The organism is Legionella sp. D16C41 (assembly GCF_048541585.1).
Classification (GTDB): Bacteria; Pseudomonadota; Gammaproteobacteria; order Legionellales; family Legionellaceae; genus Legionella_C.
In genome coordinates this window covers 594,405-616,453 of the sequence record NZ_CP183303.1, presented here as the reverse complement: position 1 = coordinate 616,453, position 22,049 = coordinate 594,405, and the positions used below count along the sequence as shown (strand labels likewise).

Here is a 22,049-nt window from a genome sequence, read left to right as displayed (position 1 = left end):
ATTATTAACAATTAAACTACTTCTTATAGCAAAGAGACTATATTTTATTAATGAATGTTTGAAACTGGAAAGTGGCTGATAAAGCTAACCTATCCTTGTAGGAGAAACCATATGTTCATAAATCGGTGGTATTCTAGTGTTTTAGCAACACTATTGATGACTACATCTTTATTACCCTTGCCACTTTTTGCAGCTGAAGATGCAACTTCTAGTAGTAATTCGGAGCAAAGTGCCACGCCTACACGTATACCTATGGAAGACGTGCAACGCTTCTCTAATGCAATTAGTGAAATAAAAAAATATTACGTCAAACCAGTTGATGATAAGCAACTTTTTGATAATGCAATACGAGGCATGCTAACAGGCCTTGATCCGCATTCTGATTATTTAGATGAGGAAGAATTTAAAGAATTACAAACTACTACTGCAGGTGAATTTGGTGGCTTAGGAATTGAAGTCACCATGGAAGACGGAGTGATCAAAGTTGTAACGCCATTAGTGGATACTCCGGCTTTTCGTGCCGGTGTTAAAGCTGGAGATTACATTATTAAATTAGGTAACCGATCAGTACAAGGCATTAGTCTTAAAGATGCTGTAGAATTGATGCGCGGCAAAGAGGGTTCAACTATTGATTTAACTATCCTTCGTAAAGGCGAAACAAAACCATTAATTTTCTCTTTAGTACGAGAAAAAATAGTTGTTAAAAGTGTAAAAAGTAAATTACTTGATGGCAAATATGGTTATATTCGTTTAACCCAATTCCAAGCAATGACCAGCCAAGATATGGAAAAAGCTGTCGCTCAACTTAAGCAACAAGCCGGTGGTAAATTAAAAGGCTTAATTCTCGATTTACGTAATAACCCAGGCGGCTTATTGGATTCTGCTATACAAGTTGCCGATGACTTTATCGATATTGGTAAAAATGGCGAAAAAGAGATGATTGTATATACACAAGGCAGACTACCAGGCTCAAAATTTACAGCACTCGCTAATCCTGGTGACATCTTAGATAATGCACCTATGGTTGTACTTATTAATAATGGTTCCGCTTCTGCTTCAGAAATTGTTGCAGGTGCCTTAAAAGATGATAAGCGTGCAATCATTGTTGGTACACAAAGTTTTGGTAAAGGCTCAGTACAAACTGTATTACCATTGGACGATAAACGAGCTATTAAATTAACCACAGCACTTTATTATACTCCTTCAGGTATATCTATTCAGGCAAAAGGTATTACACCTGATATTATTATTGAAGAAGTAGAAATGGCTAAAAATGACAATGATAAAAAGCCTGCTTTTTCTGGCTTTTCTGAAGCTGATTTAAGTGGCCATCTAGATAATGGCAATACTAATAGCAATAGTACTGGTACTGGAACTGGAACTGGAACTAATGATAGCACTGGAAATCAGCAAAGCCCTCCTGTGTTAGAAGCTGATCAATCTATCAAAGATGATCAAGCACTACTTCATGAAGATTATCAACTCTACGCTGCTTTAACCATTCTTAAAGGATTAGCAGTAGCTAGGAAATAATGTTTTGTCTATTGTGCTTACGTTTTGTAAGCACAATAAACTATAAATTAGCTTTATGGTCGTAAAAATAGTTTATACTCATTCCATTATTATTCATTATTTATTAAACTATGTGGCATAATTATGGCTTTACAAAGCTGTTATCCATGCGCTTAGCCCTTCTCTTCATTTTATTTATGATACAGCTGAATTGTTTTGCGACTGTAGAAGAAGTATTTGAAGCTGTTAAAAAAGATCCTAAACAATTACATACTTTTCTCAAAGCTATGCCTAAAGGTGGTGAGTTACATTATCATTTAGCGGGCGGCGCTTATCCTGAGGCAATGCTAACACTTGCAGCTAACGGCAATTATTGCCTTAAGTCGAAAACATTTGCTCTAACTTATCAAGTAGGCAAATGTCTTAATTCAGGTATTAAAGTAAACTTAATACCTACACAGAGTGCTTTTTATAACAAAACTATACAAGCTTGGTCATTTAAAAACTTTAAAGCAAAACAAGAATCAGGCCATGATCATTTTTTTAATTCATTTTATAAATTTATGCCAATAGTTATTAACCAGCCAGCTCCTTTACTTGCTAAAGTGATGCAACGCGCTGCAGCACAGCATGAACTTTATATGGAAATCATGTTATCTGTTAAAGATTCTAATCAACAAGTTGTTAAGAATCAGCGCATTATTCCGCGTAATTTCAACCATTTAAAACAGCTTTTATTTGCTGATCCAACTTTTAATACAGCTATACAAGAAATAAGTTCAGAACTAACTAATTTATTACCCGAAACTAAAAAATATTTAGGCTGCCATACGCAACCTAAGCAAGCCGTATGTCAATTAAAAGTTAATTTTCAATTACATGTTTTACGTGAACAACCATTAGCTAACGTTTTTGCTCAAGCTCTACTTTATTTTACAATTGCTGCTAAAGTACCGCAGGTGGTGGCAGTTAATTTAGTACAAGCAGAAGATGGCCCTCTTTCTTTAAAAGATTATCATCAACAAATGGAAATCTTTAACTTCATGCATCAGCTTTACCCAGAGGTTCATATTGCCCTACATGCAGGCGAGTTAGCTAAAAGTGCAGGTATACCTTTACAAACGAAGAATTTGCGTTTTCATATCAATGAAGCAATTAAGCTAGGTCATGCTGAAAGAATTGGGCATGGGGTTGATATTAAGCATGAAACTAATGTCAAGGAACTGGTTAACTATATGGCTTATCACCCTATTCCAGTTGAAATTAATTTAACTAGTAATAAACGAATTTTGAATGTATTTAAAGATCAACACCCATTTAAATTCTACCTAAACCATCAAGTTCCTATTGTGTTATCCACCGATGATGAAGGTATATTACGTACGAGTCTAACGCATGAATATATTACGGCCGTAACTGATTATAATCTTGACTATCAAACTCTAAAACGAATTAATCATAATGCGTTGACCTATAGTTTTTTACCTGGAAAAAGCCTTTGGGCCAATCCAATTACTTTAAAGCCAATCAAAGCATGTCAAAAGCTAAATAGTCAGGCTTGCTTAAATTTTGTTAAAACAAGTGAGAAAGCAAGATTACAAAGGCAATTAGCTTTAAAGTTTATGATATTTGAGAAAGCATATAATAGCGTCGCAAATTTTAACTAGAGGATGGTTAAATATTTATTAACTCCCTTTGCAGAAAAGATAATTTCTTTATTATTAAGTTCAAGTTTAGATAATATATCGTCAAGCTTCTTAACTATATCTTGCGTTTCTTCGTTAGAAAAATTTCTTAAATTATCGAATAATTCTTTAATATGCGGGTATAAAGAGCGGCTATGGCGCAGACTAGAGAACCAACCTAAAGAATGACCTGGCCTCTCAACTTGGCTAAAATAGTCTTTGTAGGCTTGTAAAAAAACTTTTAAATAATTCATTTAGATTTGCCAATTAATACACATAATGAAATTTAATTATACAAATGAACGCTTAAATTAAACTTAACTATTATTTATAAGATAATAGTTCGACTTGCCTCAAATTATCTATTACTTAAGACAAAAGCTGGAAACTTTTTAGTTCTTTAAGGTAGCTTTAGCTATTTCCTAAGGGTGAAAGCCAAATCCAGCTTTAGGAATTAATTTATTTCTAGGCCCTAGTTCAAATCGCGATAGATAGAGCATAACTAATTGTTAAATGAAAACAAATGAACGTTAAAGAAACAGGTATTATCTGGTTTAAACAAATAACACCTGTTAGATAAGAGTTTTATACTAACTATTGGTAAGCTGTTTATTTTTAAAGCGAATTAAATAATCTATAGCCCGAAAGGCTTCAGCTACTCGTTCGCCATTAGCGACACGCTCTTGTAAAAGAGCTAAGCTTGGTGCTGAAATAATACCATTACCTAGTAACAGACCATCAAGCGCAAATTTAATAAAGCATTCCTTAACATGCTCCCAGATAAACTCATAATGATCCGTGCTTCCTTTAAGGAGAAGACTAAGTGGAATATATCCTGCAAAAGGACGGTGTTGATGATAATATTGCATGACTGCAGGAATTTCATAAGTGCCTGCTTCTACGGTTTCTACCTGATAACTATAAGAGGACTGATTTAATAAATTAAGGCAGCTTTCTAATTGCTGCTCCGCTAATTCTTCATAGTAATTAGACCATACTACTAATATTTTTTGTTCTGCCATTGCTTAGCCTATCTACTTTTAAATTAATTTATATAGTTTCCTATTCTGCAAATGGATTACGTAATATCATAGTTGAATCACGTTCAGGGCCAGTTGATAAAATATCAATTGGAATATCTAAAAGCTCTTCTATTCGTTTGATATACGCTTTAGCATTAGCTGGTAATTGATTAACAGAGGTAATATCAGCTGTAGATTCTTGCCATCCAGGCATTTCCTCATAAATGGGAACTACGTGCTCAAAGTCGTCTGCAGCAGGCGGGAAACTAGTAATTAATTTACCATGCTGGTCTTGATAACCAGTGGCTATCTGAATTTTATCTAAACCATCTAAAACATCTAATTTAGTAAGGCAAATACCAGAAATACTATTAATATCAATAGAACGACGTAGTAAGACGATATCTAACCAACCACAGCGCCTTGGCCGGCCAGTGACTGCGCCAAATTCATTGCCTCGCTGAGCTAAGCGCTTACCAATATCATCGTGTAGTTCAGTTGGAAAAGGACCGCCACCAACACGCGTGGTATAAGCCTTTGCAATACCTAAAATATAATCTAAATAGCACGGGCCAAAACCAGCGCCATTAACGACACTACCCACGCAGGTATTAGATGAGGTAACATACGGATAAGTACCATGGTCAATGTCTAGGTGAATACCTTGTGCACCTTCAAATAAAATAGAATCTCCTTGCCTACGATGTTCGTGCAAACGAGTCGTGACATCACAAGCCATATTCCTTAAGGCATCAGCCCATATTAAAGCATCATCCAAAATTGGTTGTAATTCTACGGCAGGTTGATCGTAATAATTTTGTAATAGAAAATTATGATAACTAACTAATTTCTTTAATTTTTCAGTAAATTTTTCTAGATGAAAGAGATCATTAACTCTAAGCGCTCTCCTAGCAATTTTATCTTCATAGGCTGGACCAATACCACGACCTGTCGTGCCAATAGCCGTATTGCCTTTTTCTCTTGCTTTATCTAAAGCAACATGTGAAGGTAAAATCAAAGGGCAGCCCTCACTAATATGTAAACGCGAGCGCACTTCAATGTTTTTGCTTTCTAATTCTTTAATTTCTTTTAATAAATCATTAGGAGATAACACAACCCCATTACCAATATAACACTGCACATGAGAACGTAGCATACCGGATGGAATTAGACGTAAAACAGTTTTTTCACCATTAATTTTTAGTGTATGTCCCGCATTATGCCCGCCTTGATAGCGAACAACAACTTGGATATCACCTGTTAATAAGTCAACAATTTTACCCTTACCTTCATCACCCCATTGGGTCCCCACAATGACTACATTTTTACCCATATCTAACTCTTAATTTGCAAATTGGTGAATAATAGTAAGAAGCATTAAGCCTGCTAACATACTTAAGAATCCTATAATACGCAATACCTTTTCATCTTGTATAATGATTTTGCCCAATAAACGCTTCCAACGTTGCGGAAAACCAAATGGCATTAGCCCTTCAAAAACAAACACTAAAGCTAATGCTGAAAGAAAATCAACTAACACCTAAAATCTCCAAAAAATCTTTGCATAGGGCAAAAATTTAAAAACGCTTTAATTCTACTTTAAAAATCCGATCTAGTAGCAAGATAGATGTAGTGCTTTGGCTAATTTTCTAAATCCTGCGGACAAGCCGCAGGACGTTGGGAAAACATCTATTTATTTTCTTACACCAACGTCCCGCGACTTGTTCGCGGGATCCAGGCCACCTTCCTAGCTCCTTTGCACAGGCCGCAGAACGTTGGGAAAAGAATCTATTTCATAAGTTCTTCAGTTTCTGTCTTATGCTGCGCAAAAAAATAGGTTAAGCAAGTTACTTAACCTGTACTTAAATACTTTAGCAATCAGCCGACTAAATAGTCACTTTAAACGCTACTTTCTCATCAAGACAAAACTAACAATTATAATCCGTTTTTCTGTGCTACTCCATTATCTTTTACTAAGGAATGCTTAAAGTAATCAAAAAAAGCACTACTTTGATCAAGGACCATTAGAGTATGATCATTAGTTAAGCTTGCTTCGTATGCTTTTAAACTGCGATAAAAATCAAAGAAACTAGAGTTTTTACTATAGGCATCATTATAAATAGCTGCTGCTTGGGCTTGCCCCTGTGCTCTTATGATTTCACCTTGACTTTTTGCCTGAGCAATTAAAATGGTAACCTCTGCATCAGCCGCCGCCTGTATTGCTTCAGCCTCAGCAATACCATCAGCACGATGTCGATTAGCAATTTTTTGCATATCGGCACGCATCAATTGATAAACTGCGTTACTTGTACTAGGTGGAAGTTCAATTCCTTTTACCCTTACATCCATTACTTCAATACCTAAACCACGTGCTTGTTGTTCGGCTCTTTCCCGTAATAAATTCATAATATCATCACGACCAGACACCAAATCAGAAATAGTACGCTTACCGAACTCAGCTCTTAAAAAGGTATTTAACTGCTGTTCAAGTAAAGTTTCTGCTTTAAACTCGTTTCCACCCGTTGACTTAAAATAATAAGCCAAATTAGCAATACGCCATTTTACGTAATAATCAACGATAACGTCTTTCTTTTCTCGTGTAACAATACGTGATGATTTAATATCTAAGGTTTGTAGGCGGGTATCAAATATTCTTGCACTTTCAATAAAAGGAACTTTTACATGCAAGCCAGGCTCCAATACTTTAGCTTGATTCGTGTGTGAATCATTAACTAAACGTCCTAAACGCAATAAAATACCTTGTTGACCTTGTTGTATTGTAAATACACTGGCCAGAAATAACATTAAAATAAAAAATATCAATATGCCTATTATAGCTTTTAATGCATTCATTTATTCACTCCTTCCTGGGCGGAGAGTTTGTCTAACTGTATTACGAATTACTTTAGTATTATCCGTATCATTAACTCCCGTACTTTGCTCTGCAACAGCATCACTACCTTCAACTTTGTTTTGATTTGGATTCGTAGGAAGGATACTCGCTAACTTATCTAAGGGAAGATAAAGTAAGTTACCAGCTTTAGCTTCAACGATAATTTTATTACTTTGACTTAAGACCTTTTGCATAGTATCTAAATACATGCGTTGTGAAGTAACAAAAGGTGATTGAGTATAAAATGGCAAAAGAGCTAAAAATTCTGCAACTTCGCCTTTAGCACGTAAAACTACTTGCCTTGCATAAGCTTGTGCTTCTTCAGTAATACGTTTTGCATTACCTTGAGCTATAGGAATAACGCGAGCCTGATAAGCCTGAGCTTGCTGCTTAAACCGTTTCTCATCTTCTTGTGCTTTAATTGCATCATCAAAAGCATCTTGTACGTTTTCAGGTGCTCGGGCAGGCTGTGGCGCAACGTTAACAATCACAATACCCGTTTTATAAGTATCTAAAATTTTTACTAAAGCATCATAAACATTATTACCCCAAGCTTCACGCCCCTCAGTAATAATTTCATCTAAAGTTGTTAAGCCAACCACATGGCGCAGTGCACTTGAAGTGGCTTGTTGTAAGCTTACTTCTGGATCAGCTACATTAAATAAATAAGCCTTTAAATCGCCAATTCGGTATTGAACAACTAAGGAAACTGCAACTAAATTTCCATCTTTAGTAAGCATTTGGGCTGAATAAGAGTAATCAGATACACGTTCCACATTAACTACAATTTTTGAATCAATTAAGCGCGGGATCCAATGTGGTCCTGGTCCAACAGTTTTAATATACTTGCCAAAACGTAAAATAGCTGCTTGCTCTGCAGGATCAACAATAAAAATACCTGACAAAGCCCATAAGATAAAAAGAACTAATAAAACCATTAAAGAAATTAAGCCACCATTACCCTTGCCTGCTGGCCTTTCAGTGGGATCCTCTGGACTATTGTTTTGACTTCCGCCGCCCTTTAACGCTTTACGTAATTTATTTTGAAAGCGTTTTAAAGCTTCATCTAAATCTGGTGGCTGCTTTTTGCCAGTCCATGGATCTTTATCTTTCTCTGGCTCATTCCATCCCATGTGTTTCTCCGCACTCTTAATTTTAAAGAAAGCTAGAATTCTAGGGCCTACCTACATTTTAAGCAAGGGTAAAGACTTATCTTCTTCCAAATACTAGAATTTAACATGCCATAATGTTGCTATTTTATTCTCAAATACGCCAAGTTTTAGCATTGTTAATTTGCTCACTTAATAATAGAAATTTTATTAAGAATTACGTTAATTGAATGCATCTAAGTTAGTCTCAGCAGGTAAATGGAAGAATAACTTGTGGTAACTTAGCGAGCTACCACAAAATCATTATAAAAATATTGTGTTAATTTAAGGGTGAGAGGGAGGCTTTTTCTTCTATCTCAGTTAAATTGACATATACTTCTGGCTGAGGCTTAGTCATTTCTTCTACAATACGGGCTGTACGAGTTTTAGGATGCTCATTTGCATACTGACAAACGCCTTGCCATGTATTAATTTGACCTGTTGAAATTTTCCAGAGCATCTCACTCCAAGGTGAATAAAAGGTAGCTCTTTTAATGCTTTCTTTGTATCTTTTTACAAAACTAGCAAACAGTCTTTCATTTTCATCAAGCTTATCCTTATTTATATCAGCAAGCGCTATTTTTTCGCATTTGAATGCTAAGCGATCAGCAATACCAAAAAAGTTTTTTACTGACTGCTTCCATGTTTTGTTAGTATAAATAATTTCATGTAAAGGATTATTTTTATCATGGCTTGCACGAAGAAATTGAATACTAGGATGCGCACCTTCATTAGTATATTCTTTCACGGCTTTTACTAATGCTACTCGGTGACTATTTAATAAATTACGCCAGGCTTCCGTAGAAGGTACAGCGGCCCCATGGCATAATAAAATTGCAATACCTTGTATAGCCTGTTTCGGCTCATTACTCTCCTGCAAACGTTTACATAACAATTCAAGAGCTGTATAACCATTGCTATTTCTAATATTAAGCTGCTCATGGATTAATTCACGGCTTTTAGGGTGGTTTAATAACACTTTTAAAGCATCAATTGCTCCTAAATGAGCAGCCAGTAATAGTGCCGGTTCTTTAGTAGCGAGGCATGGATTTTCTACACTTGCACCAACACTTAAAAGCCTATCAACAGCATACGAGAAATTACACGCTATTGCTTGATAAAGTGGTTGTAAACATCCCTGCATTGTGTTTTCTAACGTTACTTCACTAGCTTGATTGATATCTAAATTAAGCGCCATAATAGTAGCAAAAGTTTTTTCATCCCCTAAATTAATGGCATGAGCTAGAATCGTTTGCCCAGTTATGTCATAAGAATTTAAAGCTTGCTTGAAATCAGCAGGTGGTAATTGCGCTAAGCAAATTGGTAATAAGTCTAGCTTAGCGAGTTTTAATATTAAATGCAGTGGTTGATGCAGATAAACATTTGTTTTTGTTAATAAAATAGATTGAATGAAAGCAGTTAAATTTTTATTTTCAGGGTCATGTTGCTGAATTAAATAATTTAGCACAGATATTTGTTGGCCGTCTAACCAAAAAGCTCGTTCTAAAAACTTAGAATCCAACTCTAATTGTCTATCAATAAATTCTTTAAATTCATTGATATTTTCAAGGCGTTCTGCCAGCTCATTAAACACATCCATAGTTTACCTCAAATCTTCAGTTAGAAAGACAATAATAGAGCTATTAATCACTCGTAAATTTTGTTTTATTATCAAGTGCAATAGATTCAAAAAGTGAATTTTACATGAAGTAAATGAGCACCACAGAAACGATTGCAATAGACCTCTTGCCTAACCTGTTTATTTTGCATGAATGTAAGGGGCAAGGGTTTTAAGAAGCGAAGTTTACATGGTGTAAATGAGCACCGAAGAAAACCTTGCAACACAGCAATTGCGTAAAATAAATAGGTTAGGCAAGAGGTCTAATGTGACAACAAAGCAAAAGATGCAGGTTATACACAAGCTCTAATTTATATTACCTCAAGCAATACTAGTATTACTAATATAAATTAAAAATTTGTTGCTTTAGAAATAAAATAACTTAATTAACTTTATCTACACCCGTGGCGCTCAGTCAAAAGAAAGATATTTTGCTTTAATAGTTACTTTTTAAAATAAATTAAGTCCCAAACACCATGTCCTAAACGGTGGCCTCTTAACTCAAATTTAGTAATTGGTCTTGAGCTAGGTCTAGGTGCATAGCCACCATCAGGTTGGCTATTTATTAGCGCAGTTTCAGCTGATAAAACTGCTCGCATCGACTCAGCATAATCCTGCCAGTCAGTAGCACAATGTAAAAAACCACCTGATTGTAAACGCTCAGCTATTAATTTAACAAAGTCCGGTTGAATTAAGCGCCTTTTATGATGTCTTTTTTTATGCCATGGATCAGGAAAAAAAACTTGTACACCATTGAGTGTATTCGGTGAAATTTGTTGTTTGAAAACTGTTACAGCATCGCACATAACAACGCGAACATTATTAATTTTTTTCTCATATAAATCAGCTACTAAACTACCTACACCAGCCCGATGAACTTCAATACCAATAAAATCTTTATCAGGATTTTGCTCAGCCATCCTAATAAGAGAAGCACCCATGCCAAAACCAATTTCTACTATAATTTCAGCTTGGCGACCAAAAATAGTGGCAAAATCCCACTGCTTATCATCTATTATTAATAGGTACTGGTCTAACCAATTATCTAACGCTAATTGTTGACGTTTACTAATGCGGCCTGCTCTTAATACAAAACTTTTAATGGTTCGCTGCATACATTAATTAATTTAACTAAAACAGTAATTATAAGCTAATTAACTAAAATAAAGTAACTATGTAATAATTTTTTAGACCTTTAGCGATTAAAACGAGGCAAAAAGTCGCTTATCGATTGCAAAAATCTTCTTTTTTTGTTATAAAAGCGCTCTTTGCCTAACACTGAGTCAACATCCATTTTAATGGTTGTGATTTTTCAGTTATGGTTTTACTTAGAGAAAATTTGGAGTCACAGCATGTCAAGAGTATGTCAAGTTACTGGCAAGCGGCCCATGACTGGTCATAATGTATCACACGCCAATAATAAAACTAAACGCCGTTTTTTACCTAATATTCAAAATCATCGATTTTGGGTAGAAGAAGAAAACCGCTTTGTTACATTAAGAATAAGCATGAAAGGTATGCGTATCATTGATAAGCTTGGTATTAAAGCAGTTATCGATATGTTAAGAGAAAAAGGCGAAAAAGTTTAATTAAGAGGAATAACCATGGCAGCTGTCACTATCAAAGTTAAAATGGAGTCTACCGCAGGTACAGGTTATTTTGTAACCACGACTAAGAATCCAAGAAATTGTCCAGATAAGTTGGAATTCAAAAAATATGATCCAGTAGTACGTAAACATGTGCTATTTAAAGAGAAAAAGATAAAATAATCATTTTGCTTTAAAACCTTCTCTTTCTTTAAAGAATTAATAAAAGCCATGCTCTGAGGCATGGTTTTTGCTTTTTAATTATCCTCTTTTCATTTATACAACTCTCTAACCTAACTTAAACTAGCTAATAATTCTAACTTTCAATGATCTAAATCAGCCTTTTATTACTTTTAATCATTTTACTTATGGCTTAAGCTACTGGATAATCCTTGTGAATCAGTTAAACTTAATAATAAGCAATGATTTAAGAGGATGGTGGATGAAACCCTCGTTGCAACTTAGTATTAGTCAACAATTGACGCTTACCCCTCAGCTTCAACAAGCGATTCGCTTGTTACAGTTGTCTACATTAGATTTACAACAAGAAATTCAACAAATCGTCGAATCAAACCCTATGCTTGAAGTTTTACCTAATGAAGAAAGAGAAGAAATTAACAATAGAAATGAACAAAATATCGAAGATAATGATTTTCAATGGTCACAACTTTATAACCTTAATAAACGTAATAATTTTGAAGATACCGATGTTAATTACGAAAACTTATATTGTACGACTACCAATCTACAGGAACATTTACGTTGGCAATTAGAACTAACTCCCATGAGCGATATCGATCGGGTTATTGCCACAGCCATTATTGATGCAATTGATGATGATGGCTTTTTAACTGTATCCGTTAATGATTTGCATGCTAGTTTAAATAGTGACTCTTACCCACTTGATATCGAAGAAATTGAAGCCGTTCGCCATCGCTTGCAACTTTTTGATCCAGTAGGATGCGCTACCTTAAATTTAGCTGAATCATTATTAGCTCAACTTAGCCAATTTTCCGACTCTGATAAAGATATTGAATTAACTAAAACCATTATTAAAAATGATTTAGAATTATTAGGCCAGCATAACTACCGTCAATTGATAAAAAATTACCATGTTAATGAAGCTACCATTCTGCAGGTACTACAGATTATTCAAGCATTACACCCTAAACCAGGTAGTTTAATTCAACAAAATAATATTGAATATATTATACCTGACGTCATTGTCAAAAAAATAGATAGCACTTGGCAAGTTTATTTAAATCAAAATACACTACCGCGTCTGACAATTAATAATCAGTATGCGGCTATGATTCAGCGGGCTAATACCAGTGCTGATAATCAATTTTTAAAGAATAATCTGCAAGAAGCCAGATGGTTTTTAAAGAGTATTCAGAGCCGACAAGAGACACTACTTAAAGTTGCACGTTGTATTGTAGACAGGCAAACTGAGTTTTTAGAACATGGTGAAGAAGCTATGAAACCCTTGATATTAAATGATATTGCTACTACTCTGAATATGCATGAATCAACTATATCAAGAGTAACCACCAAGAAATTCATGCATACCCCGCGCGGCGTTTTTGAATTAAAATATTTTTTCTCAAGTCATGTTGCCACAGCTAACGGTGGTGAATGTTCATCAACCGCAATACGTGCTGTAATTAAAAAAATAATCGCCTCAGAAAATCGCCAAAAGCCCCTTAGTGATAGTAAAATTGCACAACTAATTAGTGAGCAAGGTATTAAGGTTGCTCGTCGTACAGTAGCTAAATACCGCGAAGCAATGTGTATTGCTCCATCTAATGAACGTAAAATAATTCGTAGTTAATAAGTTTTAAGAGGAGGAAAAGTTATGCAAATAAACTTCACTGGTCATCAAATGGATGTTACACCAGCATTAAAGTCTTACACTGAAGGTAAACTTGCTAAATTAACCAATCATTTCGATAATATTACTGCTATCAATGTAGTATTTAATATTGAAAAATTAGCGCAAATTGCTGAAGCGACAATACATATTGTGAAAGGAACCATTCATGCACGTGCTGAACATGATGATATGTATGTTGCAATTAATGACCTAGTTGAAAAATTAGATCAACAGCTCATCAAACATAAGGAAAAATTACGCTCTCATTAGTTATTTCTTACTGCTGCACCAAGGATAGGTGCAGAATTTTTCTTAGATCGTTATTAAATTATAAACTTGCTGACTTATTTAACCCAAGGTAAAATAATTATTTTTCACTAAATTATCTATGGAACTTAGTTATTTTCTTACCCTTGAGCACGTTTGTGTAGATTCAGTATCGCAAAGTAAAACAGCTGTTTTTCATAAAATTAGTGAACTATTCTCTACAACAACACCTGAACTTAACTTTGATGAACTATTTGATGCCTACTGGCAACGAGAAATTCTTGGTAGCACAGCCATTGGCCATGGGATAATTGTTCCACATTTACGCCTACCGAATGTGACCCGCCCTAAAGCTTGTTTTATTAAACTTATACACCCAATTGATTTTGGTGCAGAAGATAAACAACCAGCCGATCTAGTTATGGGCTTGATTGTTCCCTGTAACCAAGAAGAGCATCATTTAACTCTCTTGGCAGCAATTATTAAACAATTTCGGGATGTAAATTTTAGAAATGCTTGCCGAAAGGCAAATAATGCGGAATCATTATATAACCTGATGGTTAACGGTGTGCTGGAACCTCAAACTTAACTATTTGAATAATGCTATAAAACCAAGAAAATTTTTGTAGGTTCCATTAACAAGCAATTTAATGCTAAAAATAAGCTTATTTTACATTAAATTCACATTAATTGATGATTATAAGTTGATTCCTATGATTGAAACAAGTGTTCGGATTATTAACAAATTGGGCTTACACGCCCGTGCTTCAGCTAAATTTGTTTCTACAGCAGCTAAATTTCAAAGCCAAATTGAAGTTATTAAGCAATCTCAGAAAGTTAATGGCAAAAGTATTATGGGAGTAATGATGCTTGCTGCGACCCAAGGTTCAGAATTAATTATTAAAATTGAAGGTCCTGATGAAAAAGATATGGAGCAGGCTCTCATTGAATTAATTGAGAATCGTTTCGATGAGCCAGAATAAATTAATTTTTTATATAACACGCTTATATAACACGCAATCTTTAGATTATTTTAATAAAAACTTTTTCCGAAAGTGTTAATGACGAGTTAAGTTTAAAACAAGAGTTTATGAGCTTAAACTCGTTAAATAGTATCTATATAATAGAACAGCGGTATCTTAAATCTTGGCGAAAAACTCAATTTAAGTGATCTCTGAGTATTATCAACTATTCGTCTCACGTAAGTTAACAGTTGAACTAAATCATCTCTATTTTTTATTGCGAAAAATTAGCTGTCATTCTCGCACAGGCAGGAAGCTATTTTAGGTAGGCACAGTGTGAGTATGAAGATGGATTTCCGCCTGCGCGGAAATGACAAAAGTGTATGAAGTCAACGACCTTAAGCGAGCTCTTACACATTAACTATGCGCCTCAATTAAGTTAAAGTCCTACTAAATTATCTCTATTTTTAGTGTAAAAATTAATTGATGTCATACTAGTCACTAAAAAATTTCTTTTGTTTACGAAGCCTATATAATTTAATTAATAATTGTACAGGGCCAGATAGAACATAAATTACAAAACCAGTAAATAAAATTAAGGAAGGATTAGCCGCAATAGCCACAAATAAAATAACCACAAATAATAAGTATAAAAAAGGAACTTTACCGTGAAAATCGACTTCCTTAAAACTATAGTAACGAATATTACTTACCATAAGTACTGCAGCTAAAATGGTAATAATCGCAGTTATCAATGATATTAGCAGATAATGAGTTTGGTTTTGCTGACATAACCAGACAAACGAAGAAACTAGTGCTGCTGCTGCCGGACAAGCAAGGCCTTGAAAATAACGTTTATCAGCCGTACCTACTTTAGTATTAAAACGTGCAAGCCTTAAGGCTACTGCTGCTGTATAAATAAAGGCAACTAGCCAGCCAAATTTACCTAATTGCTGTAAATTCCAACTGTATAATAATAAAGCAGGGGCAACTCCAAACGTTACCATGTCTGATAAGCTATCATATTGGGCTCCAAATGCTGTTTGAGTATTGGTTAAACGAGCAATACGGCCATCTAAGCCATCAGCAATCATACCAATAAAAATGGCAATAATAGCCGCTTCAAATTGACTTTTAAACGAAGCAACAATAGCATAAAATGCTGCAAATAAACTTGCTGTCGTAAAAAGATTAGGCAATAAATAAACACCTGAAGGATTTTCTTTCTGGTTCACAACTAAAATCTACCAAATAAATATGCATAAATACCATTATAAGCTGCTTTAATATGCTTAGGCGCATATTTTAAGCAACTTAAAAGCATTTAAAGCAAGCAAAGTTATTTAAAATCAAACAAAATATCCTAACATACTCATTCCTAGACTGCTACGTTCATTAAACACTCTAAGTAATTTCTTAGAAATAATCTTTAATCCTACTTATAGCTTACCAATATGGTGCTATAATAGGCATATTGTTTTGATTATGTTTTAGCTATGACTAATTCTGATGTTGATAAAAAAAAGATTGTGATTGAAGGTGTTACCGAACAGGGGAAAACTTTTCGTCCGAGTGATTGGGCAGAAAGAATGAGTGGCACTATGGCTGTTTTTAAAAATAATCGTCTTTACTACTCTCCACTATTACAGCCTAGTATTAACACCCAAGGCTATAAATGTGTTTTACTTGATCCAAAGCTTAAAGAAACAAGTCCCGATGTCTATCAGGCAATTATGGAGTTTGCAAAAAAAAATAACCTTAAAATTTGTGATGAAAATTAAGTACCAATGTTCAAGGTCACAGAGGCTATCTTAGACATAAGTCCTGACAAGAAATTAACCGTATTATCAAAGTTAACAGCTAAAATTCCAGCAAATAAAAACAAAAATCCTTTTAAACCGTCTTGTGATTGCGAACCAGGATTACTAGCATGGCTTAATAATACAGCGCCTCGTACAAACCAAATAAGGCCGGCAATACGAATTATAATCGCCATAGAACCTAATACACTGTTACGATTATATTGTGCATACGATAAGATATTACCTACCCCAAAAACCGTATTAGATAAGGCAGTTAAAGCAGAGGGTAGAAACAAGATAGCAGCTCCGCCTAATATATAAGCAATAGGAACATAAATACTTTCATGTGAAGATGAATTTGCGCGATGATCACCAATCTTTCGTAGTTTTTGCAAGGCCGTCATAAAAAAGAGAATGCCAAGCATATAAGCTATTCCAGTAATTATAGGCTGCACATAAAAAAGCGATCGGCTTAGGTTGCCGAGCATTGCAATTAAATCAGTATTTCCAGTCATAGCTTAATTATACCTTAATTTATAGATTACCCCTTGCAATGCGAGCTATTTAGCCTATAGTAGATAACTTTTCCAGTTAGTAGTAAGAACATGCAAGTACAATTATTTCCCATTACCTTAATAGAAGCTTTTATGCTCTCACCTAAAGTTAAACATTTTATCTTTCAAGCAGATAAAATTCCGCCTTTTAATTACATAGCCGGACAGTTTATTACTATTCATTTTGAACGAGATAGTAAACTACTTAAGCGTAGTTATAGTATAGCTAATGTGCCAAACCAGGATAACCGCATCGAGTTTGCTGCAGGCTATGTAGAAAATGGGCCTGGTACTGAATTATTATTTAACTTAAAACCTGGTGACATAATTAATATTAATGGTCCTTTTGGGCGTTTAGTTTTAAAAGAAGAATTACCCAAGCGCTATATTTTAGCAGCAACAAGTACAGGTATTACACCTTACCGAGCAATGTTACAAGAACTTACTAAACGACTTAAGCAAAATCCTGACTTAAAAATATTGCTTATGTTAGGCGTACAACGGCCTGAAGATGCACTTTATGAGCAAGAATTCTTAGCATTTGCAAAGGCATATCCAAATCAAGTTACTTTTAGAGTACAATTAAGTCGCGCTAATGATACGAATCTAGAGTCAAATCAATTCAAAGGCTATATTCAGCATGCCTTTCCCGAAATAACCTTAGATCCTGCTCAAGATTTAGTTTATTTATGTGGGAACCCCGGTATGATTGATGCATGCTTTGAAGAATTAAAAACTCGTGGGTTTGTGATGCAACAAATCATTCGCGAAAAATATATTTCAGGTAATACAAAGTAGCTATAGTGTTATTTCTTAAGCTCTAAATAAGACGCAAGTAAACAGGGCTAAGGTACATATAATTAATATTATCTAATAACCTGACAAATTTGCAGTGCCGTATTACGGCTATAGGTAACACTATATTTCTGCAGTCTAACTAAGATGGGAGTGTAAATTAACATGTATTATGAAGAGTTAGCAGACACCATAGAACAATTAACTCAAGAAGGGAAAGGTATACTAGCAGCCGATGAGAGCAATGGTACTATCGGCAAACGTTTTGCCAGCATTAATGTTGAAAATACCGAAGATAATCGCCGAAATTATCGCCTTCTTCTAGCTAATACGCCTGACTTAGAAAAGTATATCAGTGGGGTAATTTTATTTGAAGACACCTTTAAACAAAGTGATGATAAGGGTACACCGATTCCAGAATTATTTAGACAAAAAGGTATTGTACCTGGCATTAAAGTTGATAAGGGCTTAATTAGTTTAGCTAATACTGATAATGAAAAAGTAACTCAAGGATTAGACGGCCTAGAAGAAAGGTTAATCCAATTTAAACAATTAGGCGCCCGTTTTGCTAAATGGCGCAACGTTTATTCTATCAGCGAGGCTACTCCAAGCTTAGCAGCTATGAAAGCAGGTGCTGAGAATTTAGCGCGTTATGCAGCCTGCTGTCAATCAGTAGGGATTGTTCCAATTGTAGAACCTGAAGTTTTAATTGATGGAAATCATAGCATTGAGTTATGTGCTGAAGCTTCAGAAATGGTGTTACATGAAGTTTTTAAAGCGTTATTCGTTTATCAAATCGATTTAGAGAATATTATTCTTAAGCCAAGCATGGTTACCAATGGTAAAGAAGCGCAACCTTTTAGCTCACCTGAGGAGATTGCTGAATATACTCTTAGCGTTTTTCGTAATACTGTTCCCGCTGCTGTACCTAGTATTAACTTCTTATCAGGCGGGCAAACTTCTGAACAGGCAACAGCTAATTTAAATGCAATTAATCACCTCGGTTATCAACCCTGGAATTTAAGCTTTTCATATGGTCGCGCACTACAGGAAGATTGCTTGAAAATTTGGCAAGGGAATTCAGCAAACATTGAGGCAGCACAAGCTGCGTTATTAAAGCGTGCACGCTTAAACAGTATGGCATGCTTTGGTGAGTATCAAGCTCATATGGAACAAGAGTAATTTTTTAAGCTATTATCAAGTAATAGTCAAAATTCATTGTTGGGCCGAGTGGCCCAACCTACTAGGTCTCTAAATAAATAGCTAATATATTATTTATTTAAATTAAGTGAAATTTGGCAAATAATGGTAGATGATCAGATAAAGTTCGCCATGGTTTACCACTGAAACACTGTGCTTTCTCCGCAGTTAGACCACGATAATAAATACGATCAATGCATAAAGTAGGCTTTAATGCCGGAAATGAACGTGCATGCTGCCCATCTAAAACTTTAAATGCTTCTTGAATACCTAATGCATCAGACAAAGGTTGCGATAAATGCATTTGCCAATCATTAAAATCACCAGCCATTAAAAGCGGCTCATTATCAGGTATGGCATCTATAATACGTCTCACTAAGGCTCGGCATTGAGAGGCCCGCTCAGCCTTAAAGAGGCCTAGATGTACACAGAGTAAATGTAAAATTTGATTATTATCTAATTTAATTTGTCCATGTAATATACTTCGAGAGGCCCTATTTTGTCTTGATACATTAATATTTTCAAAACTAACAAAAGGGTATTTGCTTAAAATGGCATTCCCATGATGCCCAGACTGATAAATAGCATTTTTTGCATATAAATAATGTGGCCACTCCTTCTCAGCAATATATTCAAACTGAGGTAAATCTGGCCAAGTTTGTATTCTCTGAGCTCGCCGTTGATGAGAACCTTGCACTTCTTGCAAGAATACAAAATCCGGATTTAATTTAGACAATGCATAGCGCATTTCAGGTAGCAAAAATCTTAATTTGCCAACGCCAAAACCTTTATGAATATTATAAGTTACCAGCGACACACTCTGTCGCGGTTGCTTCATAATGTGTAACCTTAAGTTAACAGAATTATAAGCATAGCATTATTAATTTCTTTTTAAAGTAGCAAACCTTAATTTAATAATATAGTTAGTAAAATTTTTTACTTTTTACCATTTATGCAAAAATGTCACAAAAATAAAATAAATAAATGTCACTAAATTTGTGTAAAATATTACTCTATGTTATTCTATAGTAGTTGTCAATAAAATTGAGTCAACATATAACTATAATAGTAATTTATTAAAGGAGAAAGCTATGCAGCGATCCTGGTGTAAAAAAATTATTTGTCTAGTTAGTGCGACAATAGGTAGTGGATTAATTTATGCAGCTTCTAATGAGATAAAATTAAATGAGGGTTTACCTCTTATGGTTGATAGCAGAACACAGCTAAATGATATCCGCTTAAAAGATGATACGGTAACGTTTACTTATCAAATTAAAGATATTGATGTGCAGCATGCATTAGAAGTAAAAGAAGAGAATAAAAATATTATTGAGGAAAATGCTTGTGAAGATGAGCAAGTACAAGATTTATTTCATAAAGATTTTCATGTCAATTTTGTTTATTGGATTAAAGACCAAAAGATACTAGAGGTTCCGGTTAATAAAAAGCTTTGCCACACTCGCCAAAATCAAGTGATTTAATAAAATTAACACTTGCAACGTTAATTTAAATTGATGCGCTACCTTAGCGCATCGCAATTAATAAAATAGACCTCTTTCACAGAAGACGAATTATAACTAATTTTTCCTTGGCAAGAAGTACAATGTAATTCACAATAAATTATCCATTGCCTATACTTTCTCTCATTCTAATGGAAGAATTTAATTTAACTATTCCGGGTTTTACCATCGCTATTAAAACCTGGGGTAAGCGAACTTTACCTCCCCTTCTAGCAATACATGGCTGGCTTGATAATGCTAATTCTTTTTTACCTCTTGCGCCTTATCTAGAGCACGATTTCTATGTTATAGCTATTGATTTACCAGGGCATGGGCTATCTTCCCCTTTAAGTGAAGGAAGTTATTACCATTTTATTGATGGCCTTTTTACTTTAATGAATATTATTGATGCATTACATATTAAAAAAATTCATTTGCTTGGCCATTCGCTAGGCGCTTGTTTGGCAAGCCTATTAGCAGGTATTGCACCATTACATATTGCCTCGGTAGCACTGATTGAAGGGCTTGGTCCTTTTTCGCGTAGTGAAGAGACTTGCCGCGAGCAACTAAGTAACTACATTAATAAGATTAGTGAAAAAGGACCCCGAAAGCTTAAATATTATTCTTCTTTGGATTTAGCAGCAGAAGCTCGCGCCGCTCAAGGCTTTTTATCCTTTGAATTTGTTAAACTGCTTTGTGAGCGTGGAGTAAGTGAAGTAAATGGTCAGTTTTACTGGCACCATGATAGGCGGCTAGTATACCCTAGCCCTTTACGCTTAACAGAAACACAAATTCTTTCCTGTCTTCAAGGCATTACGGCACCAATAAGCCTTATTCTTGCAAAACAAGGCTCTTTGTTTAATGAAAATGACATTAAACATCGGATTGCGGCTGTAAAAAATTTACAAATCTTTAGTGTAGATGGTGGACATCACTTGCATATGGAAAAACCAGATGAGGTTGCAAAGCATTTAGCTAATTTTTATCAGGGTGTATTTAACGGCTAGACGAGAAACCAGTTATACTAACAGAGTTAAAATGATTCAAATACTACTAACAAATAATCCTTTAAAGATTAATTATGAAAATTGCTATATATCACGTTGATGCATTTACTAATCAGTTGTTTCATGGCATGGCAGCTCTCGCAACGTGGGGGCGAAGTTGTATGTGAACTTTATAAAGATCATATTACCTTTTTATATATGCAAGGCGCTATTTTTATGACTAGACCTCTTGCATAACCCGCCAATAACTACAACATTATTTTAAAAAGCAAATTGATTTGTGTTGATAGTTAACTACAATTTAATTTTGAGTGTCTGAATAAAACCAAGGAGGGAGTCATGAAAAAATTCTTATCACCTTTATTAGGTATTATATGCTTTACAATGGCCAATTTAGCATTTGCCGGTATGCCAGGAAGCCCTTGTATGGGAGTAAATGGAATGGTTTGCAATTCTGGAACACAAAACTGTGTCTGCCAAAAGAATAAAATTGGCAAATGGTGCCGTGATGTGAATGGGCATCGTTGTCATCGCGGAACTCGTGGCTGTATCTGCAGACATTAATCAAAGAAATTGTTTTTATACTATAAGTTAAATGGCCATATTTAATAACATGGCCATTATAC

25 protein-coding genes are annotated in these 22,049 nt (G+C 34.8%); 14 read left to right on the top strand and 11 right to left on the bottom strand.

Annotation, left to right across the window (positions count from 1 at the left end; all coding sequences use genetic code 11):
• Positions 1 to 111: 111 nt before the first annotated feature.
• Positions 112 to 1,533, top strand: coding sequence for a S41 family peptidase (locus ACNVED_RS02755; RefSeq protein ID WP_419420234.1), 1,422 nt, complete (start codon positions 112 to 114; stop codon positions 1,531 to 1,533).
• A gap of 146 nt (positions 1,534 to 1,679) precedes the next feature.
• Positions 1,680 to 3,179, top strand: coding sequence for an adenosine deaminase family protein (locus ACNVED_RS02750; protein ID WP_419420233.1), 1,500 nt, complete (start codon positions 1,680 to 1,682; stop codon positions 3,177 to 3,179).
• On the opposite strand, the gene ACNVED_RS02745 is transcribed toward ACNVED_RS02750, so the two are convergent.
• The 8 genes from ACNVED_RS02745 to trmB form a co-directional block, all read right to left on the bottom strand.
• Entirely contained in the window at positions 3,176 to 3,451 is a 276-nt protein-coding gene (locus tag ACNVED_RS02745; RefSeq protein ID WP_419420232.1) for a hypothetical protein, read from the bottom strand. The two genes, ACNVED_RS02750 and ACNVED_RS02745, sit on opposite strands and share 4 nt — an antisense overlap.
• Positions 3,452 to 3,787: 336 nt before the next feature.
• Positions 3,788 to 4,219 (bottom strand): 6,7-dimethyl-8-ribityllumazine synthase, encoded by a 432-nt coding sequence (locus ACNVED_RS02740; RefSeq protein WP_419420231.1) that lies wholly within the window; start codon positions 4,217 to 4,219, stop codon positions 3,788 to 3,790.
• A 40-nt stretch (positions 4,220 to 4,259) separates the two neighbouring features.
• Positions 4,260 to 5,552, bottom strand: a complete 1,293-nt coding sequence (locus ACNVED_RS02735) for an adenylosuccinate synthase (protein ID WP_419420230.1) — start codon at positions 5,550 to 5,552, stop codon at positions 4,260 to 4,262.
• Positions 5,553 to 5,561: 9 nt separating this feature from the next.
• Positions 5,562 to 5,759 carry a DUF2065 domain-containing protein gene (locus ACNVED_RS02730; protein ID WP_419420229.1) on the bottom strand — a complete coding sequence of 66 codons (198 nt, stop codon included), beginning with the start codon at positions 5,757 to 5,759 and terminating at the stop codon, positions 5,562 to 5,564.
• Positions 5,760 to 6,154: 395 nt separating this feature from the next.
• On the bottom strand, positions 6,155 to 7,072 hold the full coding sequence (gene hflC / locus ACNVED_RS02725) for a protease modulator HflC (protein WP_419420228.1): 918 nt from the start codon (positions 7,070 to 7,072) through the stop codon (positions 6,155 to 6,157).
• The gene (gene hflK, locus ACNVED_RS02720; RefSeq protein ID WP_419420227.1) at positions 7,073 to 8,245 is read right to left on the bottom strand and encodes an FtsH protease activity modulator HflK; all 1,173 of its coding nucleotides are present in this window, start codon (positions 8,243 to 8,245) and stop codon (positions 7,073 to 7,075) included.
• Between the two features lie 295 nt (positions 8,246 to 8,540).
• The gene (locus ACNVED_RS02715; RefSeq protein WP_419420226.1) at positions 8,541 to 9,860 is read right to left on the bottom strand and encodes a hypothetical protein; all 1,320 of its coding nucleotides are present in this window, start codon (positions 9,858 to 9,860) and stop codon (positions 8,541 to 8,543) included.
• Between the two features lie 461 nt (positions 9,861 to 10,321).
• Complete coding sequence (gene trmB, locus ACNVED_RS02710; protein ID WP_419420225.1) at positions 10,322 to 10,993, bottom strand: tRNA (guanosine(46)-N7)-methyltransferase TrmB; 672 nt, start codon at positions 10,991 to 10,993, stop codon at positions 10,322 to 10,324.
• A 237-nt stretch (positions 10,994 to 11,230) separates the two neighbouring features.
• On the opposite strand from trmB, the gene rpmB reads away from it, so the two are divergent.
• The 6 genes from rpmB to ACNVED_RS02680 all read left to right on the top strand — a co-directional run bounded on the left by rpmB (position 11,231) and on the right by ACNVED_RS02680 (position 14,587).
• A complete protein-coding gene (rpmB, locus tag ACNVED_RS02705; protein ID WP_419420224.1) occupies positions 11,231 to 11,467 on the top strand; it encodes a 50S ribosomal protein L28 in 237 nt (78 codons plus the stop codon).
• A gap of 15 nt (positions 11,468 to 11,482) precedes the next feature.
• Positions 11,483 to 11,647: a 50S ribosomal protein L33 gene (gene rpmG, locus ACNVED_RS02700; protein ID WP_419420223.1), complete on the top strand. Its 165-nt coding sequence runs from the start codon at positions 11,483 to 11,485 to the stop codon at positions 11,645 to 11,647.
• A gap of 259 nt (positions 11,648 to 11,906) precedes the next feature.
• Entirely contained in the window at positions 11,907 to 13,295 is a 1,389-nt protein-coding gene (locus tag ACNVED_RS02695) for an RNA polymerase factor sigma-54 (RefSeq protein WP_419420222.1), read from the top strand.
• Positions 13,296 to 13,319: 24 nt separating this feature from the next.
• The gene (gene hpf, locus ACNVED_RS02690; RefSeq protein WP_419420221.1) at positions 13,320 to 13,607 is read left to right on the top strand and encodes a ribosome hibernation-promoting factor, HPF/YfiA family; all 288 of its coding nucleotides are present in this window, start codon (positions 13,320 to 13,322) and stop codon (positions 13,605 to 13,607) included.
• Between the two features lie 118 nt (positions 13,608 to 13,725).
• Positions 13,726 to 14,193 carry a PTS sugar transporter subunit IIA gene (locus tag ACNVED_RS02685; protein ID WP_419420220.1) on the top strand — a complete coding sequence of 156 codons (468 nt, stop codon included), beginning with the start codon at positions 13,726 to 13,728 and terminating at the stop codon, positions 14,191 to 14,193.
• Between the two features lie 124 nt (positions 14,194 to 14,317).
• The gene (locus tag ACNVED_RS02680) at positions 14,318 to 14,587 is read left to right on the top strand and encodes an HPr family phosphocarrier protein (RefSeq protein ID WP_419420219.1); all 270 of its coding nucleotides are present in this window, start codon (positions 14,318 to 14,320) and stop codon (positions 14,585 to 14,587) included.
• Between the two features lie 473 nt (positions 14,588 to 15,060).
• Here ACNVED_RS02680 and pssA read toward each other — a convergent pair whose 3' ends face one another.
• Complete coding sequence (gene pssA / locus ACNVED_RS02675) at positions 15,061 to 15,801, bottom strand: CDP-diacylglycerol--serine O-phosphatidyltransferase (protein WP_419420218.1); 741 nt, start codon at positions 15,799 to 15,801, stop codon at positions 15,061 to 15,063.
• 261 nt (positions 15,802 to 16,062) lie between these two features.
• Between pssA and ACNVED_RS02670 the strand changes: the two genes are divergently transcribed.
• Entirely contained in the window at positions 16,063 to 16,347 is a 285-nt protein-coding gene (locus ACNVED_RS02670) for a DUF3579 domain-containing protein (RefSeq protein WP_419420217.1), read from the top strand.
• On the opposite strand, the gene ACNVED_RS02665 is transcribed toward ACNVED_RS02670, so the two are convergent.
• Positions 16,344 to 16,883 carry a type IV secretion protein IcmC gene (locus tag ACNVED_RS02665; protein ID WP_419420216.1) on the bottom strand — a complete coding sequence of 180 codons (540 nt, stop codon included), beginning with the start codon at positions 16,881 to 16,883 and terminating at the stop codon, positions 16,344 to 16,346. The genes ACNVED_RS02670 and ACNVED_RS02665 overlap by 4 nt on opposite strands.
• Positions 16,884 to 16,973: 90 nt before the next feature.
• Between ACNVED_RS02665 and ACNVED_RS02660 the strand changes: the two genes are divergently transcribed.
• Complete coding sequence (locus ACNVED_RS02660; protein WP_419420215.1) at positions 16,974 to 17,720, top strand: ferredoxin--NADP reductase; 747 nt, start codon at positions 16,974 to 16,976, stop codon at positions 17,718 to 17,720.
• A gap of 162 nt (positions 17,721 to 17,882) precedes the next feature.
• Positions 17,883 to 18,899, top strand: coding sequence for a class I fructose-bisphosphate aldolase (locus ACNVED_RS02655; protein WP_419420214.1), 1,017 nt, complete (start codon positions 17,883 to 17,885; stop codon positions 18,897 to 18,899).
• 97 nt (positions 18,900 to 18,996) lie between these two features.
• On the opposite strand, the gene ACNVED_RS02650 is transcribed toward ACNVED_RS02655, so the two are convergent.
• Positions 18,997 to 19,755, bottom strand: a complete 759-nt coding sequence (locus ACNVED_RS02650; RefSeq protein ID WP_419420213.1) for an endonuclease/exonuclease/phosphatase family protein — start codon at positions 19,753 to 19,755, stop codon at positions 18,997 to 18,999.
• 253 nt (positions 19,756 to 20,008) lie between these two features.
• Between ACNVED_RS02650 and ACNVED_RS02645 the strand changes: the two genes are divergently transcribed.
• The 3 genes from ACNVED_RS02645 (at position 20,009) to ACNVED_RS02635 (ending at position 21,987) form a co-directional block, all read left to right on the top strand.
• The gene (locus ACNVED_RS02645; protein ID WP_419420212.1) at positions 20,009 to 20,398 is read left to right on the top strand and encodes a hypothetical protein; all 390 of its coding nucleotides are present in this window, start codon (positions 20,009 to 20,011) and stop codon (positions 20,396 to 20,398) included.
• A gap of 170 nt (positions 20,399 to 20,568) precedes the next feature.
• Positions 20,569 to 21,423 (top strand): alpha/beta fold hydrolase, encoded by an 855-nt coding sequence (locus ACNVED_RS02640; protein WP_419421135.1) that lies wholly within the window; start codon positions 20,569 to 20,571, stop codon positions 21,421 to 21,423.
• A gap of 339 nt (positions 21,424 to 21,762) precedes the next feature.
• The gene (locus ACNVED_RS02635) at positions 21,763 to 21,987 is read left to right on the top strand and encodes a hypothetical protein (RefSeq protein WP_419420211.1); all 225 of its coding nucleotides are present in this window, start codon (positions 21,763 to 21,765) and stop codon (positions 21,985 to 21,987) included.
• The last annotated feature ends 62 nt before the right edge of the window (positions 21,988 to 22,049 follow it).